The sequence below is a fragment of the Acinetobacter sp. genome, assembly GCF_049284435.1.
GTDB lineage: Bacteria > Pseudomonadota > Gammaproteobacteria > Pseudomonadales > Moraxellaceae > Acinetobacter.
Map to the genome: position 1 here is coordinate 1 of NZ_JBAPXX010000129.1, position 22705 is coordinate 22705.

20 protein-coding genes and 2 tRNA genes are annotated in these 22705 nt (G+C 44.5%); 16 read left to right on the plus strand and 6 right to left on the minus strand.

Annotated elements, in window-relative coordinates; all coding sequences use genetic code 11:
* Nucleotides 1–654 (plus strand): ATP-binding cassette domain-containing protein (locus WAK81_RS11115; protein WP_422196860.1); only part of this gene is annotated, 654 nt, incomplete at its 5' end.
* A gap of 71 nt (nucleotides 655–725) precedes the next feature.
* Here WAK81_RS11115 and WAK81_RS11120 read toward each other — a convergent pair.
* The 5 genes from WAK81_RS11120 to WAK81_RS11140 all read right to left on the minus strand — a co-directional run bounded on the left by WAK81_RS11120 (nucleotide 726) and on the right by WAK81_RS11140 (nucleotide 3410).
* Nucleotides 726–1067: a membrane protein gene (locus WAK81_RS11120; RefSeq protein WP_004281123.1), complete on the minus strand. Its 342-nt coding sequence runs from the start codon at nucleotides 1065–1067 to the stop codon at nucleotides 726–728.
* 157 nt (nucleotides 1068–1224) lie between these two features.
* Nucleotides 1225–1300 (minus strand) — tRNA-Glu (locus WAK81_RS11125).
* Nucleotides 1301–1338: 38 nt separating this feature from the next.
* Nucleotides 1339–1414, minus strand: a tRNA-Ala gene (locus WAK81_RS11130).
* 57 nt (nucleotides 1415–1471) lie between these two features.
* A complete protein-coding gene (gene gltX, locus WAK81_RS11135; protein ID WP_422196861.1) occupies nucleotides 1472–2980 on the minus strand; it encodes a glutamate--tRNA ligase in 1509 nt (502 codons plus the stop codon).
* A 127-nt stretch (nucleotides 2981–3107) separates the two neighbouring features.
* Nucleotides 3108–3410, minus strand: coding sequence for a hypothetical protein (locus WAK81_RS11140; protein WP_422196862.1), 303 nt, complete (start codon nucleotides 3408–3410; stop codon nucleotides 3108–3110).
* A gap of 394 nt (nucleotides 3411–3804) precedes the next feature.
* Here WAK81_RS11140 and WAK81_RS11145 point away from each other — a divergent pair, with 394 nt between their 5' ends.
* The 9 genes from WAK81_RS11145 to WAK81_RS11185 all read left to right on the plus strand — a co-directional run bounded on the left by WAK81_RS11145 (nucleotide 3805) and on the right by WAK81_RS11185 (nucleotide 14246).
* The gene (locus WAK81_RS11145) at nucleotides 3805–4806 is read left to right on the plus strand and encodes a sulfate ABC transporter substrate-binding protein (protein ID WP_422196863.1); all 1002 of its coding nucleotides are present in this window, start codon (nucleotides 3805–3807) and stop codon (nucleotides 4804–4806) included.
* 244 nt (nucleotides 4807–5050) lie between these two features.
* On the plus strand, nucleotides 5051–6070 hold the full coding sequence (locus WAK81_RS11150; RefSeq protein WP_422196864.1) for a sulfate ABC transporter substrate-binding protein: 1020 nt from the start codon (nucleotides 5051–5053) through the stop codon (nucleotides 6068–6070).
* A 184-nt stretch (nucleotides 6071–6254) separates the two neighbouring features.
* Complete coding sequence (gene rsmH / locus WAK81_RS11155) at nucleotides 6255–7166, plus strand: 16S rRNA (cytosine(1402)-N(4))-methyltransferase RsmH (protein ID WP_422196865.1); 912 nt, start codon at nucleotides 6255–6257, stop codon at nucleotides 7164–7166.
* 76 nt (nucleotides 7167–7242) lie between these two features.
* Complete coding sequence (gene ftsL / locus WAK81_RS11160) at nucleotides 7243–7509, plus strand: cell division protein FtsL (RefSeq protein ID WP_370940785.1); 267 nt, start codon at nucleotides 7243–7245, stop codon at nucleotides 7507–7509.
* Between the two features lie 15 nt (nucleotides 7510–7524).
* Nucleotides 7525–9348: a penicillin-binding protein PBP3 gene (gene ftsI, locus WAK81_RS11165; protein ID WP_422196866.1), complete on the plus strand. Its 1824-nt coding sequence runs from the start codon at nucleotides 7525–7527 to the stop codon at nucleotides 9346–9348.
* Nucleotides 9349–9359: 11 nt separating this feature from the next.
* Nucleotides 9360–10856 carry a UDP-N-acetylmuramoyl-L-alanyl-D-glutamate--2,6-diaminopimelate ligase gene (locus WAK81_RS11170; RefSeq protein ID WP_422196867.1) on the plus strand — a complete coding sequence of 499 codons (1497 nt, stop codon included), beginning with the start codon at nucleotides 9360–9362 and terminating at the stop codon, nucleotides 10854–10856.
* A 9-nt stretch (nucleotides 10857–10865) separates the two neighbouring features.
* Nucleotides 10866–12269, plus strand: a complete 1404-nt coding sequence (locus WAK81_RS11175; protein ID WP_422196868.1) for a UDP-N-acetylmuramoyl-tripeptide--D-alanyl-D-alanine ligase — start codon at nucleotides 10866–10868, stop codon at nucleotides 12267–12269.
* On the plus strand, nucleotides 12270–13388 hold the full coding sequence (mraY, locus tag WAK81_RS11180; RefSeq protein WP_422196869.1) for a phospho-N-acetylmuramoyl-pentapeptide-transferase: 1119 nt from the start codon (nucleotides 12270–12272) through the stop codon (nucleotides 13386–13388).
* 54 nt (nucleotides 13389–13442) lie between these two features.
* Nucleotides 13443–14246 carry a putative RNA methyltransferase gene (locus WAK81_RS11185; RefSeq protein WP_422196870.1) on the plus strand — a complete coding sequence of 268 codons (804 nt, stop codon included), beginning with the start codon at nucleotides 13443–13445 and terminating at the stop codon, nucleotides 14244–14246.
* Nucleotides 14247–14297: 51 nt separating this feature from the next.
* On the opposite strand, the gene ponA is transcribed toward WAK81_RS11185, so the two are convergent.
* Complete coding sequence (ponA, locus tag WAK81_RS11190) at nucleotides 14298–16823, minus strand: penicillin-binding protein PBP1a (protein WP_422196871.1); 2526 nt, start codon at nucleotides 16821–16823, stop codon at nucleotides 14298–14300.
* A 165-nt stretch (nucleotides 16824–16988) separates the two neighbouring features.
* On the opposite strand from ponA, the gene WAK81_RS11195 reads away from it, so the two are divergent.
* The 6 genes from WAK81_RS11195 to aroK are packed head-to-tail and all read left to right on the plus strand — an operon-like array spanning nucleotide 16989 to nucleotide 22687.
* Nucleotides 16989–18047, plus strand: coding sequence for a pilus assembly protein PilM (locus WAK81_RS11195; protein WP_064094604.1), 1059 nt, complete (start codon nucleotides 16989–16991; stop codon nucleotides 18045–18047).
* The gene (locus WAK81_RS11200) at nucleotides 18047–18685 is read left to right on the plus strand and encodes a PilN domain-containing protein (RefSeq protein ID WP_422196872.1); all 639 of its coding nucleotides are present in this window, start codon (nucleotides 18047–18049) and stop codon (nucleotides 18683–18685) included. Before WAK81_RS11195 ends, WAK81_RS11200 begins: the two co-directional genes overlap by 1 nt.
* Nucleotides 18682–19404: a type 4a pilus biogenesis protein PilO gene (locus WAK81_RS11205; RefSeq protein ID WP_005108513.1), complete on the plus strand. Its 723-nt coding sequence runs from the start codon at nucleotides 18682–18684 to the stop codon at nucleotides 19402–19404. The genes WAK81_RS11200 and WAK81_RS11205 overlap by 4 nt, the downstream gene beginning before the upstream one ends.
* On the plus strand, nucleotides 19404–19931 hold the full coding sequence (locus WAK81_RS11210; RefSeq protein WP_005108515.1) for a pilus assembly protein PilP: 528 nt from the start codon (nucleotides 19404–19406) through the stop codon (nucleotides 19929–19931). Before WAK81_RS11205 ends, WAK81_RS11210 begins: the two co-directional genes overlap by 1 nt.
* Before the next feature lie 17 nt (nucleotides 19932–19948).
* A complete protein-coding gene (gene pilQ, locus WAK81_RS11215; protein WP_422196873.1) occupies nucleotides 19949–22114 on the plus strand; it encodes a type IV pilus secretin PilQ in 2166 nt (721 codons plus the stop codon).
* A 36-nt stretch (nucleotides 22115–22150) separates the two neighbouring features.
* Nucleotides 22151–22687, plus strand: a complete 537-nt coding sequence (aroK, locus tag WAK81_RS11220; RefSeq protein ID WP_422196874.1) for a shikimate kinase AroK — start codon at nucleotides 22151–22153, stop codon at nucleotides 22685–22687.
* Nucleotides 22688–22705: the final 18 nt, after the last annotated feature.

Below are 22705 nucleotides of genomic sequence, written 5' to 3' on the forward strand. Positions count from 1 at the left end.
TTACTGTACAAAGATTTAACTTTCACAGTACCACCTGCTGCAATTGTGGGTATCGTGGGTGAAAACGGTGCGGGTAAAACCACGCTATTCCGTATGATGACTGGTGAACAGCAACCAGATACCGGTACGGTAACACTGGGTGAGTCAGTGAAAGTGGCGTACGTAGGCCAGATTCGTGACACGCTCGACAACAACAAAACCGTTTGGGAAGAAGTGTCTGGTGGTCTGGATATCTTGAAGATTGGTGATTACGAAATCGCATCTCGTGCGTATATCGGTCGCTTTAACTTTAAAGGCCAAGATCAGCAAAAACGCGTAGGTCAATTGTCAGGTGGTGAGCGTAACCGTTTACAACTTGCGAAAATCCTGCAAATGGGCGCAAACGTAATCTTGCTGGATGAACCATCAAACGACTTGGATATCGAAACCTTGCGTGCACTTGAGGATGCCATTCTGGTATTCCCAGGTACTGTGATGGTGATCTCGCATGACCGTTGGTTCCTGGACCGTATTGCAACGCACATCTTGTCATTTGAAGGTGAGACACCTGAATTCTTCACAGGTAACTATGCTGAGTTTGAAGAATATCGCCGTAAGCGTGATGGTGATGATCTTGTAGCGAAGCGTCAAAAATATCGCAAAATCGGTGTTTAATCCCTGATTTTAAAATAAAAAACCAGCCTTCGGGCTGGTTTTTTTATGTTTATTACATGGTGGATCGTGAATTAAATTTCCCACTCATGATTACATTCACGGCATTTCCATTTCTTTTGGGTTTGCATGAATGCCTGCATTGAAATTTTAAAATCAGGTAAGTCCTTATAGAACATAAAGCCTGCGATCAAAGAAAGAATAAAGACGATCACAGTCGCAGTCTGTAAAGTGGTACCTGCACCATCACCAAAAATCCACATCGCGATGCTAATAATGACCAGCAATAACAACAGGAACAGGGCAGGGACCAGAAACATTAAGCTTTTGGGAACCACTGGACGTGGAGCTGCTTGACCTGGCTGGGCCACTGGCATGATTTTCGGGCTTTGACACTTAGGGCAACGATATTGCATTACAACTCCAAAATTCTAAATTACTGATTATTTTATCGGAAGATGCGAAGAAACCGAAATATTGCCCAACATAAAATATACAGGCAATAAAAAACCCAAGTCGCAATGCTTGGGTTTTTTATAAGATCACCATAATATATTATGGTCATCTTGAATATGGCGTCCCTACGGGGATTCGAACCCCGGTTACCGCCGTGAAAGGGCGATGTCCTAGGCCTCTAGACGATAGGGACAATTGAGGCAAATAACACAGCTAAAGCAAGACTTGATTTGGTGGAGTCAAGGAGGATCGAACTCCTGACCTCTACAATGCCATTGTAGCGCTCTACCAACTGAGCTATGACCCCAGTCTGTGTGAGCGCTATATTAGGGATATCGCGCTCACACGTCAACACAAAAATTAATTAAGCTTGATCAACTGCTTCATTTTTCGGCAATTTTAAGCTTTCATTGAGTTTTTCCCAGACTTTCAGCTCTTTTTTGCTTGGACCACCGACAATTTCCAGCGCATGACGTAAACGTGCAAAGGTTAAATCCGGACCAATGGTCACCATCGTTTGCATCACTGGGGTAGAGGCTGTCGAACCTGCAATCGCAATAAAGAACGCTGGCATGAAATCACGTAGCTTGATTTCCATCTGTGTCGCCAAGTCCATCAAGGTTTGGCTGACTGTGTCATTGTTCCAGGTAAACAAGCTTTCTAAACGCCAAATTGCGAATTGAAGACTTTGACTTACCTGTTCATCCGACAGTTTCTTGCTTTCAAACTGTTCTTTAGACAGGGTCGGGAAGTGGTTGAAATAATGCGCAGACCAGTTCACTGCTTCAGACAGCAGGTTAATACGCGGTTGAATCGCAGCTGCAATTTCTTCTAATTTGGCACGATCTGCTTTCCAGGCCAATAAGGTGTCTAGAAGTTCAGCCGGGCTGAGTGCCTTGATCCATTGACCGTTTAACCAGTTCAATTTCTCAACATCAAAGATCGGACCACCGAGTGATACACGTTTGATATCAAAATGTTCAATCATTTCAGCCAGAGTGAATTTTTCACTTTCATCTGGCATTGACCAGCCCATACGACCCAAGTAGTTCAACAAGGCTTCAGGCAGTACACCGATGTCTCTATAGTAGTTAATTGAAGTCGGATTTTTACGTTTAGACAGCTTAGATTTATCCGGGTTACGCAGCAGCGGCATGTGGCACAGTACCGGCATGTCCCAACCGAAATATTGATACAGCAACTGATGTTTTGGTGCAGATGGAATCCATTCTTCACCACGAATCACATGGGTGATTTGCATTAAATGGTCATCCACCACGTTAGCCAAGTGGTAGGTTGGTAGGCCATCAGTTTTTAGCAGAATTTGCATATCCACTTGCGCCCAAGGAATTTCGACCTCACCGCGTAGCATGTCATTGAATTTACACACGCCTTCAGTTGGTACTTTCATACGAATCACATGCGCTTCACCAGCAACCAAACGACGCTCAACTTCTTCTTGAGAAAGATTTAGACCGCGACCGTCATAACGTGGCGACTCACCACGTGCCTGCTGTTCTGCACGCATTTGATCCAGTTCTTCTGCAGTTGCGAAACAGTAGAAAGCATGACCTTTCTCTACCAGTTCCAAGGCATAATTTTTATAGATATCCATACGTTCTGACTGGCGGTACGGCGCATGTGGGCCACCGACATCAGGACCTTCAGACCAGTTTAGACCCAGCCAGCGCAATGAATCCAGGATCATTTTTTCAGATTCAGGCGTTGAGCGCAGTTGGTCAGTATCTTCAATACGAAGAATGAATTCACCACCATGCTGTTTAGCAAAACATAAGTTAAACAAGGCGATATAGGCAGTACCTACATGCGGAAAACCAGTAGGAGAAGGTGCAATACGAGTACGAACAGTCATAGCCGGATCTAATCTTAGATATAAAATTGCAGCTATTATAGCGAAAAAGCCACATCACTTAATGCTTTATTCAACATTGAGTGATGTGGCTTTTAAATCCGGGAATATTCAGCGCTGTTGAGGCTGATTAAGAATGAGCGCTCGAAAAAATACTTTGGACAAAGCGGGTGAAGCGGTAATTCTGTTCTGCAAAGAAATTTTGCGAAGGTGCGACTTTAAATGCAGTTAAGACTTTTAGATTATCTTCTGTTTGAAGTATTTTTTCAGTTTTTTGTTGCTGAATCGCTTTTTCAATCGGCGAGGTCTTGCTTTCAATAGTGCTTACTGTGGTCTTCGGCAAATCTGTCTTCACAACGACAGCATGACCGAGTTGAATCGAGAACAACATAATCAGGCTTAGGATGCTGGCTGTGAATAATGTAAATTTCATATCCAAACTTCCTCCTTACTTCTGGTTGATTTTATTTTGTTAAAAATGTTTTTTTTAATACTCTGTCTACAATTTAATCACAGTTGATCATAAAGAAGTAGAACCAAGTCACATTTTTTACAAAAGAAATAATATAACTCTGTGGAAAATTACCAAAAAACGTAATTTCCTGTTTTGATGGCCTATTTTTAACAGACAACTGTGAAGAGAACGTGAAGAACTGTCTTATATTGTAGCAGAAGATTACTTTTCTAACAGAATATGTATCCGGATTTAATTGTTAGTAGATATCTCAAAATCAGAAATAGATTGTAGATATTGTTATAAACATATGATTGTTATGTTTATTTTTGATTCGTATAGTGCAGGTCAAATAAGCAATGAGTTACATAAGATGAAAAAAATAATAGCATCCGCAATCTTGACAATTATAGTGGGGACAGGAGTGCAGAATTCCGTTGCCAAAGATTTCCTGAATGTCTCTTATGACCCGACCCGTGAATTTTATCAGGAATATAATGAAGAATTTGGCAAATTTTGGAAGCAGAAAACCGGACAAACGGTCAATTTTAAACAGTCGCATGGTGGTTCAGGCAAGCAGGCGCGTTCAGTAGTCGATGGTTTGCAGGCCGATGTCGTGACCCTGGCCTTGGCCAATGATATCGAAGAAATCGTCAATGCAGGTTTAATCGAGAAAGGTTGGCAAAAAGAGTTTCCGAGTAATTCGGCACCTTATACGTCTACGATTGTATTCTTGGTGCGTAAAGGGAATCCAAAGCAAATCAAAGACTGGAATGATCTGACCAAAGCGGGTGTGGACATTATTACCCCAAATCCGAAAACCGGTGGCGCGCCACGTTGGATCTACTTGTCTGCTTGGGGTTATGCGCTGAAACAGCCGGGCGGTAATGATGCGAAAGCCAGAGAGCTGGTGAAAAAACTTTATCAAAATGTCAAAGTGCTCGACTCCGGTGCCCGTGGTTCACTGACGACGTTTGCCGAGCGCGGTATAGGTGATGTACTTTTATCCTGGGAAAATGAAGCCTTGCTGGCGACGCAAGGTCTGGGTAAAGACAAATATGATATCGTCTATCCATCTATTTCAATTCTGGCCGAACCATCGGTAGCGATTGTCGATAAAAACGTGAATAAAAATGGCAATACCCATCTGGCAAAAGGCTATTTGAACTATTTATATTCACCAAAAGGGCAGGAGCTTGCTGCGAAATATTTCTTCCGTCCGCGGGATGCCAAAGTCGCTAACAAATATTCGGCTCAGTTCCCGAAAATTCAGACCTTTACCATTGATAAAGTCTTTGGTGGTTGGACCAAAGCGCAAAAAACACATTTTATCAATGGGGCGATTTATGACCAGATTTACAATGAAAAAAGATAAGTAAACTGTAGTCTAAATAGAATAAAGAAAATGGCTAAAGTGTTATCCATTTTCTTTATATCTAATGCATAAAATTCTATATATTAGAGATAAGTAGAATAATAAGTAGTATTTTTCTTTTAAAAACAAAATATTAAGGCAGAAAAACCTTTCATTTTATCGTGTTGTGATGTTGTAGGGTGAATTGCGATAAATGATTTTATTTCATATAGTTATATCTAATGAAGATAAACTCCGTGCTGCCATGAAAACTCAATTAAAATCGTTATTTAGTGCCGCCTTATTGGCGACTGGTTTAGGCATGACCGCTACTGCTTCACAAGCAGCAGACCGTCAGTTTCTGAATGTATCCTATGATGCTACGCGTGAGTTCTATGATGAATTTAACAAATCATTTGGAGCTTACTGGAAAAACCGCACCGGCCTGGATGTGAATTTCAAGCAGTCACATGGCGGTTCAGGCAAACAGGCGCGTTCTGTGGTCGATGGCCTGAAAGGTGATGTGGTGACTTTGGCCTTGGCAAATGACATTGAAGAAATTGTGAAATCTGGTCAGATTCAGCCAGGCTGGCAAAAGGAATTCCCACATAACTCGGCACCTTATACCTCGACGATCGTATTCATGGTACGCAAGGGCAATCCGAAAGGCATCAAGGACTGGAATGACTTAACCAAACCAGGTGTGCAAATTATTACGCCGAATCCGAAAACCGGTGGTTTGCCGCGTTGGGTGTATCTGTCTGCATGGGGTTATGCCGAGAAACAGCCAGGTGGTAATAAAGCTAAAGCACAGGACTTTGTTGGCAAACTTTATAAGAACGTGAAAGTGATGGATTCTGCTGCACGTGCTTCAATGACCACCTTTGCCGAGCGTGGAATTGGCGATGTATTGCTGACTTGGGAAAATGAAGCTTTAGTAACGCAAAAGACCTTGGGTAAAAACAAGTTTGATATCGTCTATCCATCAATTACGATTTTGACTGAACCGTCAGTGGCGATTGTGGATCGTACGGTAGAGAAAAATGGCAATAAATGGTTAGCAACGGGTTATATCAATTACCTGTATTCACCATTAGGTCAGGAAATGGCAGCTAAACATTTCTATCGTCCACGTAATGAAAAAGTATTAGCGAAATATTCAACACAGTTCCCGAAAATCAAAACCTTTACCATTGATGAAGTCTTTGGTGGTTGGGCCAATGCACAGAAAACCCATTTTGTGAATGGTGCAATTTTCGACCAGATTTATAACAGCAAACGTTAATTGATCTGCGAAGTCATCTGGATTGAAAAAAGCCTCCAAAACTGGAGGCTTTTTTGTATGAGAAAAATGCTAAAACGGTTTTCTCTATGGAAAGTAATATTTATCTACAAAAAGTCGTTTGGAGCTTTGCCTAAACAGGGTGATAATGTGCAGTTAAATTTTTCGCCCTATTGATTGAGTTTTTATGTCACATATTTCTGTATTACTTCACGAAACGATTGATGCCTTGTTGGCGGGTCGCAATACGGGAACTTATGTGGATGGTACCTTTGGCCGTGGTGGACATACGCGTTTATTACTGTCCAAATTAGATGAAAATGCACGCGTCTATGCCTTTGATAAAGATCCACAAGCACTGGCTGTAGCGGCTGAACTCGAACAAGAAGATTCACGTTTTAAAATTATTCATGCCAGCTTTGCTGATCTGAAAGATGCATTGGCTGAGTTGGGCATTGAACACGTCGATGGGGTGATGGCGGATCTCGGTGTTTCTTCACCGCAACTGGATCAGGCTGAACGTGGTTTCAGTTTTATGAAAGATGGCCCGCTGGATATGCGCATGGATAACTCGCAAGGTCCGACCGCAGCAGAATGGCTGACGAAGATTGAAGAAGAAGCACTGGCGAATATCATTTTTAAATATGGTGAAGAGCGTTATAGTCGCCGTATTGCCAAGGCAATTAAGGCTGCCGGATATATTGATACCACGGCAAAGCTGGCTGAGATTGTAAAAGTAGCGCACCCGAAATGGGAAAAAAATAAGCATGCTGCGACCCGTACTTTCCAGGCGATTCGTATTGCTATTAATAAGGAATTAGAAGATATTGAAATCTTCTTGCCTCAGGCCGTTGAAATTTTGAAACCTGAAGCACGTTTGGCGGTGATTAGCTTCCATTCACTGGAAGACCGTTTGATTAAACAATTTATTCAAAAAGAGTCAACGCTTGAAGAGGATTCAGGCTGGGGAATGCCACAACAACAGAAAGATACGCGACGTTTAAAGAAAGTTTCTCGTGTTAAAGCCAGTGATGAGGAGGTTAAAGCCAATCCTCGTTCGCGTAGCGCATGGCTCCGGGTAGCAGAACGTTTAGCTTAATAGGCAGATCATGAAAACGGAAGTGGTTGATAAAAAAACAGAAAAATTGTGGCTGAAAAAAGTTACAATCTATCTCATGCTTATATTGATGGTCTTCATCAGTGCAGTATTTGTGGTATTTCAGGTATTTGAATACCGTCAGGATAACAGAAAGCTGAGTACCTATCTGCGTGAAAGGGATGACCTGAATGCAGAGTGGGGGCGTTTGCTGATTGAGCAGCAAACTTTTGGCGCGACGGCACAGATCGGTACGCGTGCAGTGACACAGCTGCGTATGTATTCACCTCCGGTTTCACAAAGTGTCGTGATTTCCTTACCACAAACTTCAGATGAGAAAAAATAAGGCTAGCGTTCCGACATGGTAGACAAGAGAAAGAAGCAACCGGTACGTAAAAAACAATCGGTCACCGACAAAAATGCCTCAAATGTTTATATCAATCGTTTTTACATCATGTGGGCGGTGGTGTTGCTGTGTTTTGTGACACTGATTTGCCGTGCTTTCTATGTACAGATTATTAATAAAGATTTTTTGCAAAATAAAGCCAATGCCAATATTTTAAGAACTAATACCATCAAGGCGATGCGTGGCGTAATTTATGATCGTAATGGCATTCCATTGGCGATCAGTACCCCAATCATGAAAATTGTGATTGATCCACGTGATTATTTTGACAATAAAAAACTCTATGACGAGACCATGCTGGCGCTGGAAAAAGAACCGAATAGCCGCAAGCTCAAACGTCAGCTACCTGATAAAAACCTGAATCTGGATGAGCTGGCTGATGCAGTGGGTATGGATCGGGCAGAACTGCGCAAAAAAATGCAAGAACGTCCGCGTTCACGTTATCTGATTCTGAAAAAAGAAGTTCCGCCACAACAGGCTGAACTGATCATGAAACGTAATTTTCAGGGTGTGTATACCGAAAAGAACTATAAACGTTATTATCCGCAGCCACAGCCGAACTCTCAGATTATTGGCCTGACCAATAGCGAAGGCGGCGGCATTGAAGGTCTGGAAATGCAGCTGAATGCCCGTCTTTCCGGCAAGGATGGCGAGCAGCAGATTATTCGCGATAAGAAAGGCAACCGGGTTAAAGAACCGGAAGTGATTAAAGAAGTTGAACCGGGCGAAAATATTACCTTGAGTATCGACTCGCGTCTGCAATATATCATGTACCGTGAGCTGACTGCGGCCGGAGTTGCCAACAATGCCCGTTCTGCGACTGCGATTGCGGTAGATGTCAAAACCGGTGAAATTCTGGCGCTGTCTTCATGGCCATCGTATAACCCGAATGACAAAAACAGCCTGCTTAACAAGGATGCAATGCGTAACCGCGGGGCGGTCGATTCTTTTGAACCGGGTTCAACCATGAAGCCGCTGACCGTGGCAATGGCGCTGGAAAGTGGCAAATATATGGCGAATTCAGTGGTGAATACTACACCGGGCAGTATGCGGGTAGGTAATCATACGATTCGTGATACCCATAATTACGGTCAGTTGACCCTAGGCGGTATTATCCAGAAATCATCTAACGTTGGTGTGGCTAAACTGGCTTTGTCGCTGCCGTATGAAACCTTACCGACCTTCTATAAACGTTTGGGTTTTGGTCAGCGGTCAGCGGTGAAATTCCCGGGTGAAAGTGCCGGTCTGATTCTGCCTCCTAGCAAATGGAATGTATCGGAAGTGGCGACCATGTCTTATGGTTATGGTCTGAATGCGACGGTACTTCAGCTGGCTGATGCCTATGCCATGCTGGCCAATAAAGGCGTAAAAATGCCGCTAAGTTTGTATAAGCTGGAAGAACAGCCGCAGGGTGAACAGATGATCGATGCCAATATTGCTGATCAGGTGCTGATGATGATGGAAACCGCAACCTTGCCGGGTGGTACGGCGACACGTGCTACCATTCCAGGCTATCGCGTGGCGGGTAAAACCGGTACTGCACATAAATTGCGTGCCGACCGTAAAGGTTATTCGACCAATGAATACCGGGCATTATTTGCCGGCGTAGCACCGGTGAGTGATCCGCGTATTGCCATGGTGGTGGTGGTAGAAAACCCGCAAGGGACCTACTATGGCGGTACAGTATCTGCGCCGGTCTTTGCTCGCGTGATGCAGGAGTCTTTACGCCTGCTGAATGTCCCATTGGACAAACCTTTAGAATCTCCCAAAGTCCAGTAAATAGGTGATCAATGTCAATTACATTTCAAGATCTCTACGCCGTTCAAGAACCTGCTGAATGGATGCGACAATCCTTTCAGGGCTTCGAACTGGACAGCCGCAAAGTTAAACCGGGGCAAATTTTTATTGCCCTGACCAGCCTGTCTCAACCTGAAAAAACTGCAGAATATGCCAGGAAAGCCCTATCTTTAGGTGCTTTGGCAGTCATTTCTGAACAGGATCTAGGTATTGCGCCTGCTTTGGTGGTGCCGAATGTGCGCCAGCTGATGGGCGAGTGGCAGAAACATTATCTGCAAGCGACTCAGCCAGTCAAGGCTGCACGTATTCTGGCCGTGACCGGCACCAATGGTAAAACCACGATTTCCCGTCTGGTCGCAGAGCTGTTAATGTTGCAATGCAAAGCCTGTGCAGTCATGGGTACCACCGGTAATGGGATTTTACCGAATCTGGAAGCCTCTTCACATACCACACTCGATGCACTGCAATTGCAAAATGCCCTACATGGTTATGCGCAAGCGGGTGCAGAGTTTGCTTCGATTGAAGCCAGTTCGCATGGTCTGGAGCAGGGGCGTCTGAATGGTTGTGCTATTGAAATTGCGTCTTATAGCAACCTGAGCCGTGATCATCTGGATTATCACGGTACGTTGCAAGCTTATGCGGAAGCAAAATCGCGTTTATTTCAGTTTGAATCTTTGAAAGTTGCAGTCATCAATATTGATGATGCACATGCAGAGGTGATGCTGAATGCGGCCAAGAAGAATCCGAGCCAACCGAAAATTTTGACCTATTCATTGTCGCAAGCGGCAGACTATCAGGTGCAGGATATTCAGTACAGTATTTCTGGCGCTGAATTCAAACTGATTACGGCACAAGGTGAATTTTCTATACAGAGTCCTTTCCTCGGTCATTTCAATATCGAGAATCTGGTCGCCAGTCTGATCATGGCGGAACAGGCTGGTTTTAACCTGAACAGTTTGATTGCAACTGTGCCACAGCTCAAAGGTGCGCCCGGTCGGATGCAGGTGCTGCGTGATGGCGAACGTCTGTTTGTGGTGGATTATGCTCATACTCCAGATGCCTTGACACAGGTTCTGGTGACCTTAAAGCGTCATGTTGCGCAAAATCTCTGGGCGGTCTTCGGCTGTGGCGGTGACCGTGACCGCGGCAAACGTCCACTGATGACTCAAGCTGCTTTAGACGGCTCAGATATCGCAGTACTCACTTCTGATAACCCGCGGACGGAAGATCCGGCACAAATCTTTGCGGATATGAAAAATGGCATTGATTTTTCGGGCAAAATCTATCATGAAATTCATGACCGTCGTGAAGCGATCAAGTTCGCCGTTAAACACGCGCAGGCTGGTGATATTGTCGTAATTGCAGGGAAGGGTCACGAAAATTATCAGGAAATTGATGGCATACGTCACTGGTTTGATGACGTGGTCGAAGTGCAGGCTGCGCTTGATGCACAGCATTGCAGTACAGATACCGCCTATTCAGCGCATTAGGATTCAGATATGCATACATCAACAACAAGTACTGCGGCGCTGGAGCCGTGGAGCATAGAACAATTACAGCAGGCTACCCAAGGCTACTGGCTGAATGATAAAAAGCCTTCAGGCCAAGTCAAGCGGATTTTGACTGATTCACGTGATGCAGAAGCAGGTGATGCTTTTCTTGCGCTGAAAGGCGAGCGTTTTGATGCGCACGACTTTATTACTCAGGTGGCTGCTCAGGGCTGTGAAATTGCCATTGTAAGCTGTCCGGTGGATGCCGATATTTGCCAGCTGGTGGTAAAAGATATCCGTCTGGCATTGGGACAGTTAGGTGCTTATCGCCGCCAGCAGAATCCTCAGCTTAAAGTTATTGCCTTGACCGGCAGTAGTGGCAAGACCACGACTAAAGAAATGTTAGGAAGCATTCTGTCGCGTCTGGCACCGACCTTGGTTACGCGTGGTAATTTGAATAATGACCTCGGCGTGCCGGTAATGTTGCTGGAGTTACGTCCTGAACATCAATATGCGGTGATGGAACTCGGTGCAAGTCATCAGGGTGAAATTGATTACACTTCAAAAATGGTGCAGCCGCATGTGGCGGGAATTATTAATATTGGGACTGCGCATTTAGGTGAATTTGGTGGTCGTGACGGGATTTGCCGCGCGAAATCCGAGATTTATGCGCATATTTCTCAGACTTCGATTATTCCTGCTGCCGATGATTTTGCTGAAACCATTCGTGCCGCAGTAAAAACTGAAAAAAGCTTGAGTTTTGGTGCTGGTGGTGAAGTCTATGCCAGCGATATGGTGCTTGAAGCTCAATCTTCAAGCTTTACACTGAATACGCCACAAGGCTCGAAAACAGTTCAGTTACCATTTGCCGGCGAGCATAATGTCGAAAATGCCACAGCTGCCGCTGCATTTGCCTGGGCGATCGGTATTGGTCTGGATGATATCGTAGCTGGCCTGGAACAGGCAGTCGGTGCGAAAGGTCGTCTGAACTTTATTCCGCACAAAGACTATTTATTTATTGATGACACCTACAATGCCAATCCGGGTTCGATGCGTGCAGCAGCAGAAGTGTTGGCGCAACAACAAGGCATCCGGGTGATGGTCACCGGCGATATTGGTGAACTCGGTTCATCTGCTGCAATCGAGCATTACAAGCTCGGTCGGGATCTGGTCTCGGTTAAAGGCATTAATTTTGTGGTGGCTGTGGGTGAATTTGCGCCTGCTGCACAAGAAGGTGCCCGTAGTACACAATATGGTAAAAAAATGCAGGCTTTTCTGAATCAGGAGCAGGCCTTGCCATTTTTAATTGATTTGATTGAAACACATCAACCCCAGCCAATGTCTTTCCTGTTTAAAGGGTCGCGTTTTACCCATATGGAAACATTGATGGCTGCATTGATGGAGAAACTCTAAATGCTGTTATGGCTCTTTGACCATCTGGCGGGCTTTGACAGCACGTTTCAGGTGGTTCGTTATTTAACTTTACGTGCTCTGCTGAGTGTCTTGACGGCAATGACTATTGGTTTGGTGCTCGGTCCTGTGATGATTCGCAAGCTACAGGCGCTGAAATATGGTCAGGCAGTCAGCTCGTATGCCCCTGAAAACCATGCCAAGAAAATGGGTACACCGACCATGGGCGGGGTGCTGATCCTACTTTCGATTGGTATCTCAACTTTACTCTGGGCGGATCTTTCCAATCCTTATGTCTGGATTGTGCTGGGTGTGATGGTGATTTTCGGTGCAGTAGGCTGGGCTGATGACTGGATTAAAATCCGTTATAAAGACAATGCGGGTTTGCCTGCGAAGAAAAAATTCTTCTGGACTTCAGTGGGTTCGTTGGGTGCTGGTATAGCCTTGTATGTGATTGCACAGCAACAGACTAATCCAGTGCATACCGCGAATATGCTGGATCTGCTGATTCCATTCTTTAAAGACCTAAGCATTCCATTGTCGATGATTCCTCTAGGCATTGGTTTTATTATCTTTACCTATTTCGTGATTAACGGTGCATCCAATGCCGTGAACCTGACCGATGGTCTGGATGGTCTGGCGATTATGCCAATCGTGCTGGTTGCTACAGGTCTAGGCGTATTTGCCTATCTGGCCGGTGATGTGCGTTTTGCCAATTATTTGCATATTCCTTATGTAAAATATTCGTCTGAACTAGTGGTGGTCTGTGCTGCCATGATCGGTGCCGGTCTGGCTTTCCTTTGGTACAATGCCCATCCGGCTCAAGTATTTATGGGTGATGTCGGTGCTTTATCTCTCGGTGCAATGCTCGGTACCATTGCTGTCATGGTTCGTCAGGAAATCATATTTGCGATTATGGCCGGTGTCTTTGTGGTGGAAGCGGTTTCAGTGTTCTTGCAGATTGGTTCATTAAGAATGCGCAATAAACGTGTATTCCTGATGGCACCGCTACATCATCATTATGAAAAGAAAGGCTGGCGTGAAACCCAGGTGGTGATCCGTTTCTGGATTATTACGATTATGCTGGTAGTTTTAGGTCTAATGACCTTAAAATTGCGTTAAGAAATGCATTGGAAAAAGTCGGCGCATGCCGGCTTTTTTGTTTTGGAGAAAATGATGAATTTACTCATGTGCCCAGTCTGTCGCCAGCAGTTGAGCTTAAATGAAAGAACATGGCGATGTGAGAATCATCATAGTTACGATGTCGCCAAACAAGGCTATGTGAATCTGCATGTGGTTCAGCATAAGCACAGCAAAAACCCGGGAGATACGCCTGAGTCTGTGCAGGCACGTCGCGCATTTCTCAGCGCAGGTTATTATGCGCCTTTGCAACAGGCTGTCGTGGAAAAGATTCGCGAGTTGCGGATTGAGAACCTTTTAGATATTGGTTGTGGCGAAGGCTATTACACCAATGCCATGCAGGCCGAAGTGCTGCAGTGTGTCGGAGTTGATATTGCCAAGAATGCGGTTCAGGTCGCAGCCAAACTGAATAAAGAGGTGACTTGGGTGGTAGGAACCGGGGCGACTTTACCGGTACTGGATGAGTCTATTGATCTCTGTACCAGCTTATTTAGTCCGATTCCCAAACAGGAAATTCTGCGGGTTTTAAAGCCAAAGTCTTATTTGATGGTGGTGACACCGGCACCACAACATTTATATGCCATGCGTGAGGCTTTATTTGAAGAAGTGAAACCACACGAGCCGCAGAAGTTTGTGGAGCAACTGCAAGATGAATTTAATCTGATCAGTGAGCAGGTGATTGATGCACCGATGGTTTTGCCACAGGCAGATTTAAAAAACCTGATTGCGATGACGCCCTATGCTTATAAGGCCAAACCTGAACACCGTTTGGCACTTGAACAGCAGGATCAGTTTAAATTGATGGCGCAATATCAGATTTATCTGTTCCAGAAAAAATAAAAATTGCATATAGAAAAGCCCTCAGTTGAGGGCTTTTCTATACCAGTCAGATTACTGGACTTCTTCAATCAGATTTTCCAGAGAATCTACCCGATTCGGCTGAAGAGGCTGTTCTTGTGGCGCAGATCCTTCATCATCTGGTAAACGAATCGGTTGATCTGGTAAATCTTCAAAGTCAGTTTCTGTACGTTTCGGGACGACCACAGGTGCTGGACGGTAAAGTGCTGTCGCCAGAGGCGGAGAAGACGGATCATTCTGTGCTTCATCAGCCTGAACCACCTTATTGCGATTTACCGGTGCCTTGGCATTACGGTCTAAACGTACCCAGGCTTCTGGCTGGTCTTTTAATGCCTTGCCCATAAAATCGGTCCAGATCGGTAGAGCTGCCACACCACCATATTCACGGCGACCTAAGGTGGTTGGCTGGTCAAAGCCTACCCAGGTGACAGTGACCAGCTTGCCATTGAAGCCAGCAAACCAGGCATCTTTGGCATCGTTGGTGGTACCGGTCTTCCCGCCGATATCACTACGACCAATTCTTAATGCCGCACGACCGGTACCATGCTGAATCACATCACGCAAAATGTTGGCCATGTCATAGGCAGAGCTGGATTTCAAAATACGCTGTGCCTGACGATAATTACTGTCTTCGGCAGAGACTTTAGGTGCAGCCTGTTTTTGCTCTAAAGTTGTATTGTTGATTGCAATTGCTTCATCATCTGCGGTAATAGGGTCAGTGGCTTGAACTGTTTCTTCTTTTTCATTAATACATGAAATGCAGGCATATTCAGGCTTGGCTTCAAAGATGGTATTGCCGTAGGCATCTTCAATACGGGTAATAAAGTGCGGCTGAATTCGGTAACCGCCATTGGCAAAGGTGGCATAGCCAGTCGCCATCTGAATCGGGAGAACCTGCGGGGTACCTAAGGCAATGGTATAGTTACGTGGAATCTGACTGTCCTGTAAACCGAAATCCATGAATAACTGACGTGTACGTTCAATCCCGACGGCCTGTAATAAGCGCACTGAGACTGTATTACGTGACAGATACAGTGCACGACGTAGCGGGATCATACCCAGATAACGGCCATCCGAGTTACGTGGCGTCCATTTGCCAATGGTAATGGGTGCATCATTGACCATGGTATGCGGAGTCATGCCACGTTCTAAAGCCAGGGCATAAACAAAAGGCTTAATTGTAGAACCTGGTTGACGCCAGCCTTGGGTTGCACGGTTAAATTTCGACTGATAAAAATTATATCCCCCCACAATAGCCTCAATCGCACCATTATTTGGGTTGATGGCAATCAATTGTCCTTGTACATTGGGGATCTGCACCAATGACCAAGAGGTTTTATTTTCATTGGGTCTTAAACGAATAATATCTTTGACTTTGACAATCTCGGACGCTTTGCTCGGTGCGCCACCTACACTGTTGACGTTACGAAAGCGACGCGCCCAGGACATACCTGACCAGGGAACAGTCACGCTGCTTCCGTCCTGCATGAGTGCTTCAAAACTGGAATTACCTACCTGAGTTACTTGCGCAGGATAGGTATTGGCATAGGCACGGAACTTGTCGAGGGGTTGATCATGTGCTTCAGCACCACGCCAGCCATGTCGACGGTCATAAGCCTCTAAGCCTTCTTGTACCGCTTGCTCCGCATAGGCCTGACGTTCACTATGGATGGTGGTATAGACTTTATAACCAGAATCTACCGCCTGTTCACCAAAATTTTGTACCAGTTCAGAGCGTACCATTTCACCGACATACGGAAATTTGTTTCGGGTACTGCGATCTGGCATATCCAGATTAATCGGTTCAGCAATGGCTTGCTGATACTGGCTCTGGTTTAAATAGCCCAGTTGCAGCATACGGCCCAAAATCCAGTTACGACGTTCCAGGGCGCGCTTGGGATTGGCGACCGGATTGTATCGAGAAGGTGCTTTAGGCAGGCCAGAGATCATGGCCATTTGTGCAATTGAAAGCTCTTCTAAACTCTTATTATAGTAAATTTTAGCTGCTGCTGCGATGCCGTAAGCATTTTTCCCCAAGAAAATTTTATTGACATAGAGGGTCAGAATGTCTTCTTTACTTAAGTTTTGCTCAATTTTACGGGCCAGAAAAATTTCTGTCAGTTTGCGCTTCAGCGTCCGTTCAGGACTAAGGTAATAGTTTTTTGCCACTTGCATGGTAATGGTCGAACCACCGGTCTGTACATCCGAGCCGGTCACCGTCTCACTGAGTGCGCGTCCCAAGCTTTTAAAGCTGATTCCGCTATGCTCAAAAAAGCTGGAATCTTCAGCGGCGAGGAAAGCATGAATAAACTCGGGCGGAATTTGTTCATATTTCACGGGAACAGAAAGCTTGCCTCCATATTCGGCAATTAATTCATTATCTGAACTAAAAACTTGTAAAGGCTTTAATAAAGGTGCCTTTTTAAGCGTAGACATTTCAGGCAAAGATGGGGCAATATAGAGATACATGCCATAGAAACCCATCGGAATTGAGATCAGTATAATGATAATGATCAAAAAAAATGGATGAACAAGGCCTGAACAAGATAGCTTTTTCATAACAAGTAAGTTTTAATAAGAGCTAATGGCGAACTAATTACCGGTCAGTATATCCTGTCGATATCCATATTGTTAGATGAGTTATTGTATCTATATAAAATTATAGACTGGACCAATTGGTAAGTTAGATTGAATTGGGGACAAAAAAATAATAGGAAGTATATTGTGCGCAGGTTATATCGTAAACCGAATAAGGGGTTAATAGGAGTCGATATTAGTTCGACTTCTGTTAAGGTTTTAGAACTTTCTGTAAAAAGTGGCCGTTATTGGGTAGAGAGTTATGCTTTGGTCCCATTATCGGAAAACAGTGTTGTTGAAAAAAATGTCTTAAATCCAGAAGCAGTTGCTGATGCCCTTGGGCGCGCAATTAATTTGGGCAATACCCAGTCGAATCAGACCGCTTTTGCAATTCCCACCTCAATGGCGATCACCAAGATCATTGAGATGGATGCAGATATGTCGGATGACGAACGTGAAGTTCAGATTCGTGAAGATGCGGAACAATATATTCCTTTCCCACTCGATGAAGCCAGTCTGGATTTTGAAGTTCTGCCAGACCGTCTTGCCAATCCGAACCGGGTAAATGTACTGCTGGTAGCGACCCGTATCGAAAATGTTGAAGCACGTTCCGAAGTTTTGGAAATTGCCGGACTGACACCCAAGATTGCAGATGTAGAAAGCTTTGCACTGGAAAATGCCTTTAAAGTATTTTCGGATACTTTACCGATGGGGGTCAATACGGTTGGTATTTTAGACATTGGTCATAGTATGACGACCTTGTCTGTGATGCAGAACAACAAGATTATTTATACCCGTGAGCAGGTGTTTGGTGGCAAGCAATTGACTCAGGAAATTCAGAATCGTTATGGATTATCCTTTGAAGAAGCTGGACGTGCTAAAAAAACCCGTGCCTTGCCTGATGATTATGATATTGAAGTGCTAGAACCCTTCCTGGATGCCGTCGTACAACAGGCAGCCCGTTCATTGCAGTTCTTCTTTTCATCTTCTCAGTTTAATGAGATTGACCATATTTTACTGGCAGGCGGGAATGCCAATATTCCAGGTCTGGCAAAATTATTACAACAAAAACTCGGTTACCGTGTCACGATCGCGAATCCATTTTTGCAAATGGGCTTTTCTCCTCAAATTGATATTAAAAAAATTGAAAATGACGCGTCATCACTCATGGTTGCATGCGGTTTGGCATTAAGGAGTTTTGATTAATGGCAAGAATTAACTTACTTCCTTGGCGTGATGAGCTAAGAATTAAAAGAAATAATGAATTCGTGGCAATCTGCGTGGGGGCGCTTTTCTTGGGATTAGTGGCAGCAGGTTCAACCTGGTTTTATTATGATCACAAGCTTCAGGATCAGGAACAGGCCAATCAGCTGATTCAAAGTACTAATCAGAATCTGGATGTGCAGTTAAAAGCGCTAGAGGGTTTGCAAGAACAGCGTAATGCGATTGTCGAACGGATGAAGTTGATTCAGGGCTTGCAAACCCAGCGCCCGATTGCGGTGCACTTGATTGATGAAATTGTGCGGGTGACTCCAAGCAATATGTATATCACCAAATTCCAGCGTATCGGCGACAAGTTTACCATTGAAGGTAAAGCTGAGAGTCCTAATACCGTAGCTGAACTGTTACGTAATCTGGAAGCTTCATCTTGGTATCGGAATGCCTTTATGAACGCCTTCCTGGTGGCTGAAGAAGCGAAAGAAAAGGCGCCAAGCTCGATCATTCCACGTGTAGAAGAGTCGTATGGCAGTTTTACTGTGACGGTAGATCTGGATCAGATCGCTCAGCCAATACTTAACGAAGAACAACAAGCAGTCACTACAACTACGGGGGCATCATCATGAGTAATGAAGAATTCGATGAGTTCAGCCAGGATGTCGTCGCTGTACCCAAAAACAAAATGACTGTTGAAAAGTTTTTTCAGCAATTCAATACATTGGATCCAAATAATTATGGTAGCTGGCCTTTGTCGGTCAAAATTACCTGCTGGATCTTCATTGCTGCGCTGGCATTTGCGGTGATTTACTTTGTCATGATCAGAAGCACGATTGAATCGATTTCACAAGCCAGTGCTCAGGAACAAAACCTGCTGAATGAATTTCGTGAAAAAGAATCCAAATTACGCAATTTACAACAATATCAAATCCAGCTTCAGGAAATGGAAGCCCGTTTTAACCAGCAGTTAGAACAGTTACCGAAAGAAACTGAGATTCCGGGTCTGGTTGAAGATATTAACCTGAGCGGTGTGAATTCAGGCCTGAAGTTTAAAAATATCCGTCTAGAGCCTGAAATTAAACAAGAGTTCTTTATTGAACAGCCGATTGCAATTGAAGCGACTGGGGATTATCACGCTTTTGGTTCTTTTGTCAGCAGTATTGCCGGCTTATCGCGTATTGTCACGCTGCATGATTTCACCATTATTGGTACTGAAAACAAAGAGAAAAAATCTGAAATTCCGGTCATTGATTATGTGGTGAAAGCCAAAACTTATCGTTATGTCGGTAATGCGGAAGGTGCTGCAGAACAATCTGCAGTTAATAGCACTACTCAGGGGGCGCAGTAATGAAGAACATTAAAATTACTTCGGCTTTAACGCTTGGGTTTTTGTTAGTGGGGTGTGATTCACGTATTGATGCCGTCAATCAGGAAATGGCCAACATCCGTAATCAGCCGCCTTTACCGATTGAACCTGCACCTGATTTTATGCCAGTTGAAACTTTTAATTATGCAGCGCACCAAATCAAAAGTCCTTTTTTACCAAGCTCTTTGGCTGCTGAACTGAAAATTATGGCGGGGAAACGGGTTTATCCAAACCTATCACGTCAACTGCAACCGCTAGAAAGTTATCCGCTGGAAACGTTGACCATGAAAGGCAGTATGCGCAATCAGGCAGGACAGATTCTGGCTTTAATCCAGACGCCTGATGGTGAGGTTGAGCGGATCCAACGTGGTAGCTATATGGGACTTAATCATGGTCGTGTGGTTGGAATTACACCGACACAGATCGATTTGATTGAGATTATTCCAGATGGCCGTGAGGGATATGTGGAACGTCCGCGAAGTCTGGTTCTTATCGGGCCGGCGCCATAAGTTTTAAAGGAATAACAATGAATAAGAGTATTAAAGAATTTATTTTTGGGGATGTTAATACAATGAATCGTGTGTTTCGTCAGTTTTCAATGGGTGCTGTTGCGATTGCGGTGATGCAAGCGGCCAGTGCACAGGTTTCAATGACCAATGTAGTACCCATGCAGCTTTCTGGACAAGGAACTGAGATTCGGGTGATGTTCAATGGTTTGCCACCACAACCACAAGCCTACCAATTAGAATCACCGTCACGTTTGATTCTAGACTTTGACAAGGCACAACAAAATTTAAAACAAAGCAGTATTCCGGTGGCAACACGTGAAGCCAGTTCGGTAGATGTCACTTCGGATGCTCAGCGGGCACGTCTGACGGTAAATCTGACCGAGGCTGGAGCCTTTACCACTCGCGTGGAGGGCAATACCTTTATTCTTAAAATTAACTCGGCAACTCCTGTAGCCATAGCTCAACCTGTGCAGCAACATTCAGCTCAGGGTATCAGTAATATTGGTTTCCAGCGCGGTGCTCAAGGTGAAGGTCAGGTGGTCATTGATCTGGCGGGAAATAATACACCAGTCGATGTACAGCAGCAGGGTACCAAAGTTATTGTACGGACTTTAGGCTCTAAAATCCCTGCACATTTGACCCGCCGTCTAAATGTAAATGATTTTGCTACACCGGTTTCCAGTGTAGATGCAGTGAATCAAAATGGTTCAGGGGTCATTACGATTCAGTCTGCAGAAAGCTATGAATATATGGCTTATCAGACTGATAATAAGCTGACCATTAGCTTGAAACGTCCTGAGGTCAAGAATCCATTACGGCCTAAAACTGTGGCTTATACCGGCAAGAAAATATCTTTGGATTTTCAGGATATCGAAGTCCGTCGTGTCTTACAGCTCTTAGCCGATTTCACCGATATCAATATGGTGGCAGCAGACAGTGTACAAGGCAATATTACTTTGCGCTTAAAAGAAGTGCCATGGGATCAGGCGCTGGATATTGTGCTGAAAACCAAAAACCTGGATAAACGCCGCAATGGTAATGTGATCTGGATCGCACCAGTTGCAGAACTAATTAAGGCGGAAGAGGAAGAGGCAAAAGCTTTGGCTCAAAGTGTCAAGCTTGCCCCTATTCAAACGGAATATATGCAGCTCAGTTATGCCAAAGCAGCAGATATTGAGAAACTGATTACGCAGAATAAAGGCGCATCTAGTTCAGGCGGTGCGAGTAGCACGAATAATAATGAGGGTGGGGAAAGTTTATTAAGTTCCCGTGGTTCTGTTTCTGTTGATGCACGAACCAATACCATTATTGTGAATGATACCCAGCCATTTATTGATAAAATTCGAAATATGGTAGATCTGCTTGATGTACAGGTGAAGCAGGTGATGGTCGAAGCGCGTATTGTTCGTGCAACTACGGACTTTACCAAAGAGATGGGCGTGAAATGGGGAATTCTGTCTCAAGGGATTACCAACAATGATAGTCTTCTGGTCGGTGGTAGTGACACGACGTTATGGGATCTCAGAGATCCTCAAGAAAATGATTTGGGTGGGTATACCTATGATATTCAGCGTCCACAAAACCTGAATGTGGATTTGGGGGTAACTAGTCCAGGTGCAAGTCGTATTGCTTTTGGTCTAATCAGTCTTTCTGATTTTATGCTGGATCTTGAGCTTTCTGCATTACAAGCGGATGGCTATGGTGAAGTGATTTCTACACCTAAAGTATTGACAGCAGACAAGCAAAAAGCCACGGTTGCATCTGGATCACAAATTCCCTATCAATCTGCTGAAGGTGGAGGTGCTAATGCTGTATCCACTACTGAGTTTATTGACGCGACCTTAAGCCTGGATGTCACACCAAGCATTACGCCAGATGGTAAAGTGCAGATGGAACTCAATATTACTAGTGACTCGCCAGGTAACCCGACCCCGACTGGGCAATTGACGATTAATAAAAATCAGATCAATACCAATGTGCTGGTGGATAATGGGGAAACCGTGGTCTTGGGCGGTATTTTTGAGCAGGAAACCCGTAATGCACAAACCAAGGTGCCATTCTTGGGTGATATTCCTTATGTAGGTCTTTTATTCCGTAAAGATTTAAAAGCGGATAACAAGCGTGAGTTACTGATTTTCGTTACACCTCGAATTGTTAATGACAGTGTTTCAAGAAATCATTAATATATTTTGAATTTAACAAAACGAATAGGTGACTCCTTGCCAAGCAAAGAGTTTGAAACCCTACCAAATATCTATTTGGTAGGGCCGATGGGGGCCGGTAAAACAACAGTAGGACGACATCTCGCAGAATTGTTAGGACGCGAATTTCTAGACAGCGATCATGAAATTGAACGTAAAACCGGTGCGACCATTCCCTGGATTTTTGAAAAAGAAGGGGAGCAGGGTTTTCGTGACCGTGAAACTGCTGTCATTAATGACCTTAGCTCACGTCCTCATCTGGTTTTAGCCACCGGGGGGGGTGCAATTACCCAGCCCCTCAATCGGGAATATCTGAAACAGCGCGGAATCGTTGTTTACCTGTATACGCCGGTTGAAATTCAACTGCAACGTACCTATCGCGATAAAAACCGTCCACTCCTTCAAGTCGAAAATCCGGAACAAAAGTTACGTGATTTACTGGCAGCCCGTGATCCCTTGTATCGGGAAGTGGCACATCATATTATTGAGACCAATCAAGGTGCTGCACGTGATCTGGCGCAACGGATTCTCAATCTCATTACTTCCAAAAACTAAGTTCATTGAATAAAGTGG

Bases quoted from the DNA above. Each gene is read 5' to 3' on its own strand.
- pilQ (WP_422196873.1), top strand. From the start codon at position 19,949: ATGAATAAGAGTATTAAAGAATTTATTTTTGGGGATGTTAATACAATG.
- gltX (WP_422196861.1), bottom strand. From the start codon at position 2,980: ATGACTGTTCGTACTCGTATTGCACCTTCTCCTACTGGTTTTCCGCAT.
- WAK81_RS11205 (WP_005108513.1), top strand. From the start codon at position 18,682: ATGAGTAATGAAGAATTCGATGAGTTCAGCCAGGATGTCGTCGCTGTA.
- WAK81_RS11140 (WP_422196862.1), bottom strand. From the start codon at position 3,410: ATGAAATTTACATTATTCACAGCCAGCATCCTAAGCCTGATTATGTTG.
- WAK81_RS11150 (WP_422196864.1), top strand. From the start codon at position 5,051: ATGAAAACTCAATTAAAATCGTTATTTAGTGCCGCCTTATTGGCGACT.
- WAK81_RS11170 (WP_422196867.1), top strand. From the start codon at position 9,360: ATGTCAATTACATTTCAAGATCTCTACGCCGTTCAAGAACCTGCTGAA.
- WAK81_RS11200 (WP_422196872.1), top strand. From the start codon at position 18,047: ATGGCAAGAATTAACTTACTTCCTTGGCGTGATGAGCTAAGAATTAAA.
- WAK81_RS11175 (WP_422196868.1), top strand. From the start codon at position 10,866: ATGCATACATCAACAACAAGTACTGCGGCGCTGGAGCCGTGGAGCATA.
- WAK81_RS11145 (WP_422196863.1), top strand. From the start codon at position 3,805: ATGAAAAAAATAATAGCATCCGCAATCTTGACAATTATAGTGGGGACA.
- mraY (WP_422196869.1), top strand. From the start codon at position 12,270: ATGCTGTTATGGCTCTTTGACCATCTGGCGGGCTTTGACAGCACGTTT.
- rsmH (WP_422196865.1), top strand. From the start codon at position 6,255: ATGTCACATATTTCTGTATTACTTCACGAAACGATTGATGCCTTGTTG.
- WAK81_RS11120 (WP_004281123.1), bottom strand. From the start codon at position 1,067: ATGCAATATCGTTGCCCTAAGTGTCAAAGCCCGAAAATCATGCCAGTG.
- ftsI (WP_422196866.1), top strand. From the start codon at position 7,525: ATGGTAGACAAGAGAAAGAAGCAACCGGTACGTAAAAAACAATCGGTC.
- ponA (WP_422196871.1), bottom strand. From the start codon at position 16,823: ATGAAAAAGCTATCTTGTTCAGGCCTTGTTCATCCATTTTTTTTGATC.
- WAK81_RS11185 (WP_422196870.1), top strand. From the start codon at position 13,443: ATGAATTTACTCATGTGCCCAGTCTGTCGCCAGCAGTTGAGCTTAAAT.
- WAK81_RS11210 (WP_005108515.1), top strand. From the start codon at position 19,404: ATGAAGAACATTAAAATTACTTCGGCTTTAACGCTTGGGTTTTTGTTA.
- ftsL (WP_370940785.1), top strand. From the start codon at position 7,243: ATGCTTATATTGATGGTCTTCATCAGTGCAGTATTTGTGGTATTTCAG.